The sequence below is a fragment of the Methylophilus sp. Leaf408 genome, assembly GCF_916856905.1.
GTDB lineage: Bacteria > Pseudomonadota > Gammaproteobacteria > Burkholderiales > Methylophilaceae > Methylophilus.
Genome location: NZ_CAKASK010000001.1, coordinates 1,427,049 through 1,442,001, shown reverse-complemented (window position 1 = coordinate 1,442,001; position 14,953 = coordinate 1,427,049). Strand labels below are relative to the sequence as shown.

At 50.1% G+C, this 14,953-nt stretch carries 14 protein-coding genes; all 14 read left to right on the top strand.

The features are described 5' to 3' along the window. The first annotated feature begins 97 nt into the window (after nucleotides 1-97). The 14 genes from urtB to LPA26_RS06575 all read left to right on the top strand — a co-directional run bounded on the left by urtB (nucleotide 98) and on the right by LPA26_RS06575 (nucleotide 14,567). A complete protein-coding gene (gene urtB, locus LPA26_RS06640; protein WP_229007754.1) occupies nucleotides 98-1,015 on the top strand; it encodes an urea ABC transporter permease subunit UrtB in 918 nt (305 codons plus the stop codon). 115 nt (nucleotides 1,016-1,130) lie between these two features. Continuing rightward, entirely contained in the window at nucleotides 1,131-2,414 is a 1,284-nt protein-coding gene (gene urtC / locus LPA26_RS06635; protein WP_055867832.1) for an urea ABC transporter permease subunit UrtC, read from the top strand. Then, complete coding sequence (gene urtD, locus LPA26_RS06630) at nucleotides 2,411-3,154, top strand: urea ABC transporter ATP-binding protein UrtD (protein WP_055826325.1); 744 nt, start codon at nucleotides 2,411-2,413, stop codon at nucleotides 3,152-3,154. The genes urtC and urtD overlap by 4 nt, the downstream gene beginning before the upstream one ends. Nucleotides 3,155-3,180: 26 nt before the next feature. After that, nucleotides 3,181-3,870, top strand: a complete 690-nt coding sequence (gene urtE / locus LPA26_RS06625; RefSeq protein ID WP_055826322.1) for an urea ABC transporter ATP-binding subunit UrtE — start codon at nucleotides 3,181-3,183, stop codon at nucleotides 3,868-3,870. 125 nt (nucleotides 3,871-3,995) lie between these two features. Further along, nucleotides 3,996-4,865, top strand: a complete 870-nt coding sequence (locus LPA26_RS06620; RefSeq protein WP_229007753.1) for an urease accessory protein UreD — start codon at nucleotides 3,996-3,998, stop codon at nucleotides 4,863-4,865. Nucleotides 4,866-4,929: 64 nt separating this feature from the next. Continuing rightward, nucleotides 4,930-5,232, top strand: coding sequence for an urease subunit gamma (gene ureA / locus LPA26_RS06615; RefSeq protein WP_055826318.1), 303 nt, complete (start codon nucleotides 4,930-4,932; stop codon nucleotides 5,230-5,232). A 164-nt stretch (nucleotides 5,233-5,396) separates the two neighbouring features. Then, complete coding sequence (locus LPA26_RS06610) at nucleotides 5,397-5,705, top strand: urease subunit beta (RefSeq protein WP_055826316.1); 309 nt, start codon at nucleotides 5,397-5,399, stop codon at nucleotides 5,703-5,705. Between the two features lie 37 nt (nucleotides 5,706-5,742). Then, nucleotides 5,743-7,446 carry an urease subunit alpha gene (ureC, locus tag LPA26_RS06605; RefSeq protein WP_229007752.1) on the top strand — a complete coding sequence of 568 codons (1,704 nt, stop codon included), beginning with the start codon at nucleotides 5,743-5,745 and terminating at the stop codon, nucleotides 7,444-7,446. Nucleotides 7,447-7,448: 2 nt separating this feature from the next. Continuing rightward, nucleotides 7,449-7,937 carry an urease accessory protein UreE gene (ureE, locus tag LPA26_RS06600; RefSeq protein WP_229007751.1) on the top strand — a complete coding sequence of 163 codons (489 nt, stop codon included), beginning with the start codon at nucleotides 7,449-7,451 and terminating at the stop codon, nucleotides 7,935-7,937. Next, nucleotides 7,930-8,613: an urease accessory protein UreF gene (locus LPA26_RS06595; protein ID WP_055867815.1), complete on the top strand. Its 684-nt coding sequence runs from the start codon at nucleotides 7,930-7,932 to the stop codon at nucleotides 8,611-8,613. Before ureE ends, LPA26_RS06595 begins: the two co-directional genes overlap by 8 nt. Next, nucleotides 8,610-9,263, top strand: coding sequence for an urease accessory protein UreG (ureG, locus tag LPA26_RS06590; protein WP_229007750.1), 654 nt, complete (start codon nucleotides 8,610-8,612; stop codon nucleotides 9,261-9,263). Before LPA26_RS06595 ends, ureG begins: the two co-directional genes overlap by 4 nt. A gap of 159 nt (nucleotides 9,264-9,422) precedes the next feature. Beyond that, the gene (locus LPA26_RS06585; RefSeq protein ID WP_229007749.1) at nucleotides 9,423-9,986 is read left to right on the top strand and encodes a HupE/UreJ family protein; all 564 of its coding nucleotides are present in this window, start codon (nucleotides 9,423-9,425) and stop codon (nucleotides 9,984-9,986) included. 217 nt (nucleotides 9,987-10,203) lie between these two features. Next, nucleotides 10,204-13,638 (top strand): ATP-binding protein, encoded by a 3,435-nt coding sequence (locus LPA26_RS06580; protein ID WP_229007748.1) that lies wholly within the window; start codon nucleotides 10,204-10,206, stop codon nucleotides 13,636-13,638. Further along, the gene (locus LPA26_RS06575; protein ID WP_055826302.1) at nucleotides 13,635-14,567 is read left to right on the top strand and encodes a response regulator; all 933 of its coding nucleotides are present in this window, start codon (nucleotides 13,635-13,637) and stop codon (nucleotides 14,565-14,567) included. The genes LPA26_RS06580 and LPA26_RS06575 overlap by 4 nt, the downstream gene beginning before the upstream one ends. Nucleotides 14,568-14,953: the final 386 nt, after the last annotated feature.

Below are 14,953 nucleotides of genomic sequence, written 5' to 3'. Positions count from 1 at the left end.
CTTAAATGCCTGAGCGGTAGCCGGTTTTGCCGGCTACCGTTTAGCGCAAGTAGTAAATCCCATTAGTGTGTGTTTTTTAAGTTTCAAGGAGACCTGTATGTTTGGTTATTCGATGGCAGATATAGGCAATATTGTGGTGATGCAGGGTTTTTCGGGCCTGAGCATGTTTACAGTGTTGCTGCTGATGGCACTTGGTCTCGCAATTATTTTCGGGCAAATGGGTGTAATTAACATGGCGCATGGTGAGTTTATGACCATCGGTGCGTATACCACGGTCCTGCTTTCCAAAGTGGCTGCGACTTACGGATTCACTAATTATTACTTTATATTTGCCATAGCGATTGCTTTTGTACTGGCGTTCGCCGTTGGTTACTTTATTGAATTCATCATGATCCGGCACCTCTACAAGCGGCCGCTGGATACCTTGCTGGCTACCTGGGGTTTGAGTCTGGTCATGCAGCAAATTTTCCGCTCGACCTTTGGCGCCAAAGAAGTCAGCGCCGAGTTGCCTGAATGGATGCTCGGGTCATTTAAACCGACACCAGATATTGATATTCCTATTAATGGCGTATTCGTGATGGTGCTGGCAGCGCTGGTGACTTTCGGTGTGTATATGTTTATGTACAAGTCCCGCTGGGGCCTGCGTGTGCGCGCTACCGTGCAAAACCGCACCATGGCTGGTGCAGTAGGTATCAACACTGCCAAAGTTGACCGTGTCACATTTGCACTCGGCTGCGGCATTGCCGGAATCGCTGGTGCTGCGTTTACTACCATTGCTTCCACTGGCCCGACCACAGGTACCTTGTACATCGTCGACAGCTTTATGGTGGTGGTGTTTGGCGGCGCAGCGAGCATCGTCGGTACGATTGCCTCTGCCTTCGGTATCGCCCAGGCACAATCTATCCTGCAATTCTTTATGACCAGCTCTATGGGTAAGGTGTCTACCTTGCTCGTCATCGTCACCATCCTGATGATGAAACCAGAGGGCTTGTTTGCCTCCAAACTGCGTAAATAAAAGGGTGATGGCAACGAGTGAAGATGTTTTCCACGCGTTGCCATAAGTAAATGAACGTATTAAGTGTTTTGCCCTGCCGCAATAGAATCAACGCATCAACAGAGGAGAAATCTTGATGACATTATGGGAAAAAATGAAAGCCAGCCCTGTACTGGGTGGTAAGGAGGGAGTGATCAGCCTGGCTGTGCTGGCTGCCATCATCTTCGTTGTACTGCCACTGGGCTTAGATATCTTCCGCCTCAATTTAATCGGTAAATACCTGACTTACGCGTTTGTCGCTGTCGGCCTGGTCATGCTGTGGGGGCACGGCGGTATCCTGAGTTTAGGCCAGGGTATCTTTTTCGGCCTCGGCGGTTATGCCATGGCCATGTTCCTTAAATTGGAGGCTTCTGATCCGCTGAGTACCAAGATCCAGTCTACCCCTGGTATTCCTGACTTCATGGACTGGAACCAGCTGACTGCCTTGCCATGGTTCTGGGAGCCGTTCAAGAGTTTACCGTTCACCATCTTTGCCGTGCTGACCATTCCTGCATTGTTCGCCTACATCATCGGTTACGCCATGTTTAAACGTCGGGTGGGCGGTGTGTATTTCTCCATCATTACGCAAGCCGTGGCGCTGATCCTGAGTATTCTGATTGTTGGCCAGCAAGGGTATACCGGCGGTGTGAATGGGATGACTGATTTGCGTACCATGCTGGGCTGGGATATCCGTAGTGATTCTGCCAAATACATCCTGTACTTTGTGAATGGTCTGTTGCTGTTCGGTGCGATCTTCCTGTCCAAATACATCATGAGCAGCAAGTTCGGTATGCTGTTGCTGGCGATGCGTGACAAAGAAGAGCGCGTACGTTTCTCAGGTTACGACGTCTCCAATTTCAAAATCTTTATCTTCTGTCTGGCTGCGATGATGTCTGCGGTGGGTGGTGCCATGTTTACCCTGCAGGTGGGCTTTATGTCACCTTCCTTCGTCGGTATCGTGCCATCGATTGAAATGGTGATCTTCTGTGCTGTGGGTGGCCGTGCTTCACTGGTTGGCGCTGTCTATGGCACCTTGCTGGTAAATTACGGAAAAACCGTGTTTTCGGAAACTTATCCTGAAATGTGGCTGTTCCTGATGGGCGGGCTGTTTATCGCAGTGGTGATGTTCTTCCCAAGCGGTTTGGCTGGTATCTGGGATAAGTATGCGACTAAATATGGCTGGTTCAAAGACAAGGCACCTGCAAAAAAGCCTGAGGTAAGTACTTCTAAGGTAGAAGCACAAGCAGTACTTACCGAAACAAGCATTGAAACATCCCTGGCTACAGACTCTACCGGTGTAGCCACCAAGAGATCACCGCGCAAGAAAGCAGATGCGACATCTGCAATCGAGGGTAATAAATTAAGAGGAGCAGAAGCATGAGTAACACCGACTTCGTCTTGGCAGTAGAAGATTTGACCGTCTCCTTCGATGGCTTTAAAGCAGTGGATAGCTTGACCATGTATATCGACAAAAATGAACTGCGTGTACTGGTGGGTCCTAACGGTGCCGGAAAAACCACGGTGCTTGACCTGATTTGCGGTAAAACCAAATCTACCGCCGGGTCTATCAAGTTTAACAATACCGAATTGACCAAGCTCTCTGAGCACGAAATCGTACGTTCGGGGGTAGGCCGTAAATTCCAGAATCCATCGATTTATGAAAATTTGTCGGTGTACCAGAACCTGGAAGTTTCTTACCCGAAAGGCCGTGGCGTGTTTGGCAGCCTGACTTTCAAACGTACACAGGAAGTCGAAGATCGTGTACGCAAGGTAGCAGAAGACATCATGCTGACTGAGTTCCTGGATATGGAATCAGCCTTGCTCAGCCACGGCCAGAAACAATGGCTGGAGATTGGCATGCTGCTGATGCAGGAGCCGGAGTTGCTGATGCTGGATGAGCCAGTCGCTGGCATGAGTGCAAAAGAACGCGATCAGACGGCTGAGTTGCTTAACCGCATTTGCCAGAACAGGTCAGTGATTGTGATCGAGCATGACATGGAATTCGTCAAGAAAATCGCACATAAGGTCACTGTACTGCACCAAGGCAAAATCCTGGCTGAAGGGCCGATGGAAAAAGTGCAAGCTGACGAAAAAGTCATTGAAGTTTACTTGGGTCATTAATTACTGGGCCATTAGAGGAGCACAGCATGTTTGAAATTGAGAATTTGCAGGTGAGTTATGGCCAAAGTCAGGTGATTCATGGCCTGAACTTCAAAGCCAATAAAAATGAAACCCTGGCGATTATGGGCCGCAATGGTATGGGTAAAACGACCTTGTTCAAGTCATTGATGGGTATTTTGCCTAGCAAATCCAGCAAAGCTACTGTGGATGGCGTGGATCTGCAAGGTGCCGCTACGCATGATCGCGTGATGAAGGGCCTGGCTTATGTACCGCAAGGCCGCTGGATTTTCCCTAACATGACGGTGCAGGAGAATATCGAAACCGGGTTGGAGAAATCTTCCAGCCGCGAGATCCCCGATGATATTTTTGCCTTGTTCCCCGTGCTGCATGAAATGCGCAAGCGCAAGGGCGGTAACCTGTCTGGTGGTCAGCAACAGCAACTGGCGATTGCCCGTGCGCTGGTAACTAACCCGAAAGTGTTATTGCTGGATGAGCCTACCGAAGGCATCCAGCCTTCTATCATCAAGGATATTGCCAGGGTATTGAACGAAATCCGCAAAATGCGTGAAATCACCATCATTGTCTCAGAGCAGGTGTTGAGTTTCACGATGGAAGTGGCTGACCGTATTATCGTGATTGATAAAGGCCGCTTTATTCATGAAGATACCCGCGATAATGTCGATGCTGCCAAGGTGAAAAGCTATTTGTCTGTTTAGCTTTAGGATTGTTTTAGCTACAGAGAACACAGATTTCAAATGCTGAGTTAAGTTTTTCTCAGTGAACTCAGTGTTCTCTGTGCCAAGTATTAAAATAATTTTCTAAGCTGTGGCATGATGCCGTTATGGATGATTTAAAGCCTGCGATCGTATCGCCACCCTTAAAGCTCACTGCCACAAAACACTGGCAAGCAAGGCTTGAGCTTGGCTTCGCCAGGCGTGATGCACGCTCTTATCTGGCACATCGTCTGCATCATGGACCATTGGTCGTTCAGAAAAGCCTGCATCCTGAAGGCGAGGATATTTGTCATGCGGTGGTGGTGCATCCTCCCGGTGGTGTGGCAGGGGGCGACGCACTGCATTTACAGGTGCAAGTTGGAGAAGGTGCAAGAGCCTTGTTGACGACGCCTGGTGCAGGCAAGTGGTACAAGGCCAATGGTACCAAAGCGACACAAACGCTCACCTTTCAATTGGCGGCAGGCAGTGGCCTGGAATGGTTACCGCAGGAAAATATTTTATTTGATGCTGCAGAAGTAGGTTTTTCTGCAGAGATAGCGCTGGCAGCAGATGCCACTTTGGCGGTGTGGGATATCGTTTGCCTTGGCCGCCAGGCGCAACAGGAAATCTGGCAAAGTGGTTTTTACCAGTTAAATCAGCGTATCACTCGAAATGGTAGATTGATCTGGAACGAGCGTGCGCGCATGCAGGCGGATGACCTGGTCAAGACCAGTCGAGTTGGTTTGGGGGGTGCAGCGGTATTCGGCACCTTTCTGGTATGTGCAGGCGCTGTACCTGCCGAAGTGTTACAAGCCTGCCGTGAGATAGTGTTATCAAATGCCAAAGTAGGTATCACAGCCTTACCTGATGTGCTTTGTATCCGTTATATTGGTAATGCATCGCAGCAGGCCAGGCAATACTTTGAGCATTGCTGGCAGATTTTAAGGCCGTGGTATTATCAAAAAGACGCCATCAGGCCACGTATCTGGAATACCTGATCGCCATAGAAATAGTCAAAGAGCATTTGTCTACGTAGCTCACCATTTATGGAATTAGCCGCTTATGGAATTAACCCCAAGAGAAAAAGATAAATTATTGATTTTCACCGCCGCTCTGTTGGCCGAGCGGCGCAAGGCACGTGGTTTAAAGCTGAATTATCCTGAGTCCGTCGCTTTTATTTCCGCGGCGATCATGGAAGGGGCGCGGGACGGCAAAACGGTGGCGGAACTGATGAGTTATGGCACGACTTTGCTGGCACGTGATGAAGTGATGGAAGGGGTGCCGGAGATGATTCCGGATATCCAGATAGAGGCAACATTCCCGGATGGGACGAAGCTAGTCACCGTCCACCACCCGATTCCATAAGGGCTCGATGTTGCAAGCGCAGATGGCGGTGTTGCTTATCCTTGCCGTACTTATTGTACTGTCTGCGGATGCGCGCCTTGCCCTCTACGCTTGCAACATCAAGCCTGCGAATTAAGATTAACGATTAAAAGAATGCGTGTTTTTAGGTTCACAGGAGCATATAAATGATTCCCGGCGAAATGCAGGTCGCAGCAGGCGACATCGAATTAAACACAGGGCGCGAAACGGTGACGCTGGATGTGGCGAACACGGGTGACCGGCCGATCCAGGTCGGCTCACACTATCATTTTTATGAGACGAATGAAGCGTTGTCTTTTGACCGGGCTTTAGCTTACGGTGCCCGCTTGAATATTGCGGCGGGGACGGCGGTGCGGTTTGAGCCAGGCCAGACGCGTACAGTGCAATTGGTCAAACTGGTGGGCAAGCGTGAAGTCTACGGCTTTGCCGGTAAAGTCATGGGCGCCCTGAAATAGCAGGCGAGCAATAAAGTCAGAGCAATAAGGAAAAACAATGACAGTGAAAATGGATAAACGCGCCTATGCTGAAATGTTCGGCCCGACTGTCGGTGACAAGGTAAGGTTGGCGGATACCGAGTTGTGGGTGGAGGTCGAAAAAGACTTCACCATCTATGGCGAGGAAGTGAAGTTTGGCGGCGGCAAAGTGATCCGTGATGGCATGGGCCAGGGGCAAGGCCTGGCAGCTGAAGTTGCTGATACCGTGATTACCAATGCATTGATTATTGATCACTGGGGTATTGTTAAAGCCGATATTGGTATCAAAGGTGGTTATATTTCTGCCATCGGCAAGGCAGGCAATCCTGATATCCAGCCCGGTGTCACAATTGCAGTGGGCGCAGGTACTGAAGTCATTGCCGGTGAAGGCATGATCATTACTGCAGGCGGTATTGATACGCATATCCATTTTATTTGCCCGCAACAGATCGAAGAAGCATTGATGTCCGGCGTCACCACCATGATTGGTGGCGGTACCGGCCCGGCGACTGGCACTTTCGCCACTACCTGTACACCAGGACCATGGCATATCCATCGCATGTTGCAGGCCGCAGATGCCTTCCCTATGAACCTGGGTTTTCTGGGTAAGGGGAACGTGAGTTTGCCTGAACCACTGCGTGAACAAGTACGGGCTGGTGTGATCGGTCTTAAATTGCACGAAGACTGGGGAACCACACCGGCAGCCATTGATAATTGCCTGAGCGTCGCTGACGAAATGGATGTGCAGGTTGCTATCCACTCGGACACCCTGAATGAATCAGGGTTTGTCGAAACTACAATAGGTGCTTTCAAAGGCCGCACCATCCATACGTTCCATACTGAAGGGGCGGGTGGCGGCCATGCGCCGGATATTATCAAGGCGGCTGGCTATCCGAATGTATTGCCTTCCTCTACTAATCCAACAAGACCATTTACCGTCAATACCATCGACGAACATCTGGATATGCTGATGGTCTGTCATCACCTGGATCCTGCGATTGCAGAAGATATCGCATTTGCCGAAAGCCGTATCCGCCGCGAAACCATTGCTGCGGAAGATATATTCCATGACCTTGGCGCTTTCTCGATGATGTCGTCTGATTCACAGGCCATGGGACGAGTGGGTGAAGTAATTATCCGCACCTGGCAAACCGCGCATAAGATGAAAATTCAGCGTGGACCACTGGCGGAAGACGCAGCAGGTAATGATAATTTCCGTATCAAGCGCTATATAGCCAAATACACCATCAATCCTGCCATTACGCACGGTGTATCGCATGTGGTGGGTTCTGTTGAAGTGGGCAAACTGGCTGACCTGGTGGTCTGGAAGCCGGCATTCTTTGGGGTGAAGCCTTTTACTATTATCAAAGGTGGCATGATTGCGGCTGCTGCAATGGGTGACCCGAATGCTTCCATTCCAACCCCGCAACCCGTACATTACCGTCCCATGTTTGGCGCGTATGGCGGTGGCCTCAAAACAGCAGTGACCTTTGTTTCGCAAGCAGGGCTGGAAAATCCTGAAGTGAAGGCACTGGGGTTGCAAAAACCACTAGTCGCTGTCAAAGGTACACGTGACGTGAAAAAATCCGACATGGTGCATAACACCTGGTTACCCAAGATCGACGTCGATCCCGAAACTTATGAAGTGCTTGCTGATGGCATGCCCTTGGTCTGTGAACCGGCGGAAGTGTTGCCTATGGCACAACGCTACTTTTTATTCTAAACATGATTCATTTAACCGAACGTATCACTGTCAGTGGTCATATAGACGACACACTCGAACTGCCTTTTGACCTGCGGCAGAAAAGCCGCCTGCGCGTGAAGTTGGCCTCGGGCAACGAAGCCGCGTTGTTTTTAAGCCGCGGTATCATCCTGCGTGGTGGAGATTTATTAAAATCTGAAGATGGAACGGTGGTGCAAATCGTGGCAGCACAAGAGCCGGTCTATAACGTCATTGCGCCTACACCTCGCGACCTGATGTGTGCAGCCTATCATTTAGGTAACCGTCATGTGCCTTTGCAAATTGGGGATGGCTGGTTACGCCTGGAGCAGGATTATGTGCTGAGAGATATGCTGTTGGGGTTAGGCATGCAGGTGAGCGAGGTTAACGCTCCTTTTGAGCCGGAAGCCGGCGCTTACGGTGGCGGTCATCGCCATGGGGATGATGCCTTGCATTCGTTACGACCAAAAAATAGTGGACGTGCGCATGGTTAATGCCCTCGCACTCAGTCGCTTGCTGCAATTGGCCAGCCCGCTGTTGCCAGTCGGTGCTTATGGCTATTCGCAAGGACTGGAATGGGCGATTGAGTCGGGTGAAGTTACCAGTGTTGCAACCGCACAAGCCTGGATAGGCGACAGTTTGCAGATTTATCAGGCCCGTTTTGAATTGCCGGTGCTATACCGTTTATACCAGGCCTGGCAGGCGCAGGATTTAGTCGCAGTGCAAGAGTGGGACATGTTTTACCAGGCAGGGCGGGACACCGCTGAAGGATGGGCAGAAACACGGCAAATGGGCTATTCCCTGCGGCGTTTGCTGAATGACCTCAAGCCCATGTCGCCCGCATTGGTGGCACAGATTAACGCACTGGAATCGCCAGCTTTCCCGACTTTATATGCAGCCATTGCCCAGCATTGGCAAATTCCGGCTGAACAGGTGCTGCATGGTTATATCTGGGGCTGGCTGGAAAATCAGGCCAGCGCTGCCATGAAGGCTGTGCCGCTTGGTCAGGTGGCCGGGCAGACCATCCTGCTTAGCTTGGGAGAGCGCTTGCCACAAGTGATAGAAGCCGCTATGCAATTACCGGATGATGCCATGAGCAACTTTAACCCGTTACTCAGCATTGCCGGCTGCCAACACGAAACGCAATACAGTAGATTATTCAGATCATGAAAATACATACCCAATTTGAGACACCCACCCCCGCGGTTACCGAGTACAAAGAGCCTTTACGTATTGGCATCGGTGGCCCGGTCGGTTCCGGTAAAACGGCTTTAACACTTGCGCTTTGCCAGCGGTTGCGCGAGCTTTACAACATTGCCGTGGTGACTAACGATATCTATACCAAGGAAGATGCCGAATTCCTGACGCGTAACGAGGCGTTATCGCCTGAGCGTATCATCGGCGTGGAAACCGGCGGTTGTCCGCATACGGCGATTCGTGAAGATGCCTCCATGAACCTGGAAGCGGTGGATCAGTTAAGTAAACGCTTCCAGACGCTGGATATTGTGTTTGTCGAAAGCGGTGGCGATAATCTGGCGGCAACATTCAGCCCTGAGCTATCTGATCTGACGATTTATGTGATCGACGTAGCCGCCGGTGAGAAAATCCCGCGTAAGGGCGGCCCGGGCATTACCAAGTCTGATTTGCTGGTGATCAACAAGATTGACCTGGCGCCTATGGTTGGCGCTTCGCTGGAAGTGATGGATCAGGATGCAAAACGCATGCGAGGTGAAAAACCTTTTATTTTCAGTAACCTGAAGAGTGGGCAGGGGCTGGAGGAGATTGTCACCTTCATCGAAAAACAAGGCCTCATGCAATAAAGCTGAACGCTGCCTGTCTGTGGCGGTGTTGCAGGGCTTGCCGTACTATTTGTACTGTCTTCGCCCATGCGCCTTGCCACAAACAAGCAGCGTTCAGCTTTAAGTAGATGGTCATGGGCGAGCTAAATAAATAGTTACAATTCTGTGGGAGAAGATTCTATGAAAAAAAGTATTCTTTTAGGTATCGGGGCTAGTGTGTTATCGGGTGTGGCATACGCGCATCCTGGACATGACTTACAGGCGGGGTTCGCAACTGGTTTTTTACATCCCCTGACCGGATGGGATCATCTGCTGGTGATGTTGTCCTTAGGTATCTGGGCAGCACGTCGCCAGGCGCAGCAGGGCTGGCAATTACCAGTGTTGTTTGTCAGTGTGATGGCAGTGTTTGCGGCACTGGCGATGGTGTGGTTGCCGATGTCACTGGCGGAAGTCATGGTGGCGGCCACTGTGCTGGTGATGGGTGGGCTGCTGGTCGCTCGGGTTGAGTTATCTAGGTGGACGCAGTTTGGTGTAGTTGCTTTAGTCGCGGCTGCGCATGGTTATGTGCATGGTGTTGAGCTTGGCCAAAGCTGGAGTTCATTAACGGGAATGGTGCTGGCAACAGCCACCCTGCATGGTCTGGGCTGGATATTGGGTCGCCAGCAACAGCCATGGCTAAAAGCCACTACGCAATTGCTGGGCGGCATGATGATGGGCCTGGGTGCTTACTGGCTGATTGCCTGATCACGAATTTATAAATACGAATCACCTGGAAGCGGATCATTGAGATCCGCTTTTTTAATGTAAAGGCCTGTGATGTTGCTTGCCTTTCATCGCTACGTCAATTAACGTAATGATTGATTTACCTGCAGACCTTACTATAGCGTGGGGAAAGTTTTTGGTCTGTGGTGCATTGCCACAGGCCTGTTATTAAAGCCTGTCATCATTAAAGGGTTATTGATTGTCTACGCCGTCTCCCGGATTAGCTAGCGAAATTACTGCCGAACCGATACAGCGTATCGTCAAGATTCGTCGCGACTATAACAATTGGGTAGCGAACGAGACGATTGAAGATTATGCGCTGCGCTACACGCCGCGTGCCTTTCGCAAATGGTCCATTTTACGGGTATCCAATACTGCGTTGGGCGCCATCTCTTTCCTGGTGCTGGAAGCGATTGGCGGCACAATCACCATTAATTACGGTTTCCCCAATGCCTTATGGGCGATTCTGGCTGTCGGCGCGATTATCTTCCTGACCGGTCTGCCTATCAGCTATTACGCGGCCAAATACGGGCTGGATATGGATCTGCTGACCCGCGGCGCCGGGTTTGGTTATATCGGCTCGACGATATCGTCTTTTATTTATGCCTCGTTCACCTTTATACTGTTTTCGCTGGAAGCGGCGATTATGGGCTATGCGCTTGAGCTCTATTTCCATTTGCCGCTATACCTGGGTTACCTGGTCAGCGCACTGATTGTCATTCCGTTAGTCACACATGGCGTGACGCTGATCAGCCGCATCCAGATGATCACGCAGCCGATCTGGATCGCGCTGATGTTCCTGCCATTTTTTGCGATTCTGCATGCGGATCCCGATGTGTTGCACAGGCTAAGTAGTTTTGCCGGGACATCCACCAATGGTGGGCATTTCAACTGGTTGATGTTTGGTGCGGCGACCGCTGTTGGTGTGGCGTTGATTCCGCAGGTTGGCGAGCAAGTCGACTTTTTACGCTTTATGCCGGCGAGAACTAAAGAAAATTACTGGCGCTGGAATATTGGGGTATTAATGGCTGGCCCCGGTTGGGTCATTCTCGGCATGCTCAAAATGCTGGCAGGAGCTTTGTTAGCCTACCTGGTATTTACTCGGAATATGCCAATTAGCTCTGCGGTCAATCCGACGCACATGTATCTGGTTGGTTTTGAGCATGTATTCAGCAATCACGACATTGCCCTAGCAATCACGGCCTTATTTGTCTGTGTGTCGCAAATCAAGGTCAATATGACCAATGCCTATGCCGGCTCACTGGCATGGTCTAATTTTTTTGCGCGGCTCACCCATAGCCATCCCGGACGTATCGTCTGGGTAGCCTTCAACGTGATGATTGCTATTGTGCTGATGGAGCTGAATGTGTTCCAGGCATTGGAAGAAATCCTCGGGCTGTATGCCAATATTGCCATTGCCTGGATTGCTGCAGTGGTTGCTGATCTGGTCATTAATAAACCGCTCGGGTTAAGCCCGAAAGGCATTGAATTCCGCCGTGCTTATCTATATGACATCAACCCTGTTGGCGTGGGGGCTATGTTTATTGCATCGGCGATTTCGATTGCGGCTTACACCGGTGTCATGGGCGTAGTAGCGCAATCCTTTTCTACTTTTATTTCATTATTTACCGCGATGCTTCTATCGCCGCTGATTGCCTGGTATACCAAAGGCAAGTATTACCTGGCCAGGCAGCGCCCGATCTATCTGCAACCTTCAGCAACCAAGCAATGTGTGATTTGTGAACGAGAATATGAAGTCAGCGATATGGCGCATTGCCCGGCATATGGCGGCGCGATTTGCTCCTTATGCTGCTGCCTGGACGCAAGATGTCATGATGCTTGTAAACCGCAGGCACGGTTAAGTGCGCAGTGGGAAGCAGTCAATAGAAAAATCCTGCCAAAGCGCTTTTGGCCGCATCTTAACGGTGGTGTGGCGCACTTCTTGTTGCTGATGGTAATAGCCATGCTGTTATTTGGCGCGACCATCAGCTTGATTTACCTGCATGATTCATTGACCATAGGGCAGCAGTATCCTGAACTGATGGCACGCTTCCGCTCTGGCTATCTCAAGGTGTTTGTTGCATTGCTGTTTTTGGGAGGCATTGTGGCCTGGTGGCTGGTGCTGACTTCAGCCAGCCGCCGCGTCGCACAGGAAGAATCCAACCGGCAGACGGGCTTGTTGCTGGAAGAGATTGAATCTCATAAAAAAACCGATACCCAATTGCAAAAAGCCCGCCGCTTGGCTGAAGAGGCTAACCAGGCCAAGAGCCGTTACATTACCGGCATCAGTCATGAATTGCGCACGCCACTCAATAGTATTCTTGGCTATGCCCAATTATTGACTAACGATGACAGTATCCCTGCGCATCGTAAACAGGCAATCAAAACCATCAGCCGTGGCGGCGAGCATTTGCTGTCACTGATTGAGAGTACGCTGGATATCGCGCGTATTGAAAGTGGCAAAATGGCGTTTGATGTGAAGCCACTGCATTTTCCTGAATTCATCAGCCATATGGTGAGTATGTTTGAAATCCAGGCACAAAATAAAGGCCTGACTTTCAAGTTTGAACAGAGCGGCACCTTACCTGAATATGTGCGTGCAGACCACAAGCGCCTGATGCAGATATTGGTGAATATCCTCGGTAATGCGGTGAAATTTACCACCAAGGGTAGTGTGACTTTCCGCATCAGCTACGCACGTGAAATTGCACAGATTGAAATTCAGGATACCGGCCCCGGTATTGCTCCGAATGAGGTTGAGAAAATCTTTGAGCCATTTGAGCGGGGCAGTGCAGCGAATGTGGTCGGCATTGGGGGCACTGGCTTGGGTTTGACGATCAGCAAGCTGTTAACGCAACTGATGGGTGGTGAAATTCATTTCGACAGCGTGGTCGGGTATGGCACACGTTTTGATATCCGGTTGTTTTTACCGCAAATCCGCGAGACTGCGCATTTATCCAAACAGGCGGTCAGGCAACGTACCGGCTACGAAGGCTCGCCCCGCACTATTCTGGTGGTGGATAATGAAGAGGTCGATAGAGAGTTGTTGCGGGATACCTTGCAGCCGCTTGGGTTTATTATCCACGAGGCGGCCAATGGCCAGGCTTGTGTAAATCAGTATCGGACAGTGAAAGCTGATTTGATATTGATGGATCTGGCGATGCCGGTGATGGATGGCTGGGAAGCCGCTTATATTATCCGCGAGGTGCATCACTCGCAGATTCCTATCGCGATTGTGTCTGCCAATGCCTACGACCGCAGCCTGGATAACCAGGCAAAAATACCTGCACAGGATTTCTTTGTTAAACCAGTGAATCTGGACGAAGTGCTGGATTGGGTAGGGCACCGCCTGGGCCTGGTCTGGCGGTATGTAGATAGCAACAAAGAGATCCAGTTACTGCTGTCAGACGCTCAGGCGATACCAGTTCCAAAAGACGCCCCCGCTATTCCAGCAGAATTAATGGAAAACCTGATGCAGTATGCCAAGGTCGGCTATGTCAAAGGTGCGCGAGAAGTACTTGCGACATTGGCGCAAAAATATTCACATCATCAAACATTGATTAACGCTCTGCAACAGGCCATAGACCGCTTTGATTTTGCTACACTGCAACGCTTGATTGAGGATGCAAAATGACCAACCCAAACTATACTGTGTTGATTGTAGATGATGTGCCGGAAAACCTGGCTTATCTGCATGATGCCCTGGATGAGTCTGGCTATCAGGTCTGTGTCGCCAATTCAGGTGAAATGGCCTTGCAGGTCGCCCACCTGATGCAGCCGCATGTGATCCTGATGGATGCGATGATGCCTGGCCTGGATGGATTTGCCACCTGCAGGCGCATCAAGGCCACCGCCGAAACACAGCATATCCCGGTGATTTTCATGACCGGCCTGACTGAAATTGAACACGTCACCATGGCGTTTGACGCCGGTGGCGTGGATTATGTGACCAAGCCCGTGCGTCCGGCGGAAGTGTTGGCCCGTGTGAAAGCGCATGTGCAGAATGCCACAAAAATGCATCAGGCCACTTCTGCCCTGGATGCCTTTGGCCAGGCCACGATAGCCATTCTACCTGCGGATAAACGGCTGGTCTGGCAAACGCCGTTAGCCAAGCAATACCTGGAACAGTATTTCGCCGAATGGGTAGCCAAAGAGGCTTATAGCGCAGTGCAGACTTTGCCACCCATGATTTATCAATGGCTGGAAAACTGTGTACAGCAATTTTCCGCCAAGCAAACGATGCAAACCTTGAATGTTAATCAAGGCAGTGCGCGGCTCAGCCTCACGGTAGCCAATACCAGTGAAGAGCAATGGGTAATCGTGCTGCGCGAGCACTCGGACGAACTGCAAATTGAATCACTGGGTAAGGTATTCCAGCTCACCAAACGTGAATCAGAAGTGCTTTACTGGACAGTCAAGGGCAAAACCAATAAGGACGTTGGTGAGATCCTGGGTACCAGCCCGCGTACTATCAATAAACATCTTGAACACGTGTTCCAGAAACTCGGGGTGGAAACCAGGACAGCTGCCGCTTCGCTGGTCGCTTCAAAAATTAAATTCTAGTTTTTAACCCACAGTGGGTTTAATAAGTATTTTAATTTTTATCCGGTAATCGCTAATTCGGTTAGCAGTTCAAAGCTGATGTCATCAGAAAAACCATCACCAGGCCTGGTGATGGTTTTTTTGTTGGTATTTTTTGCTGATCTGGATTTTTAAGCTGTTGTTGCTGCAACAGCCTACTGTTTTATTTAAAACAAATTTTCTTTTGTTAAATTATTTTTCTTATCTCCCGGCCTGCCTTTTTTAATTCTTATCTCATTGTTTCTATTGCAATAAGTTTTGTGATGTAAGCATTTTTATCATCTGGTATAGCGTTTGCTATATCCCCTGTAGCCGTTGATGTCATGGTGTCGTAACCGATACGGTGCGTTTTCTAACATTTACCTGAT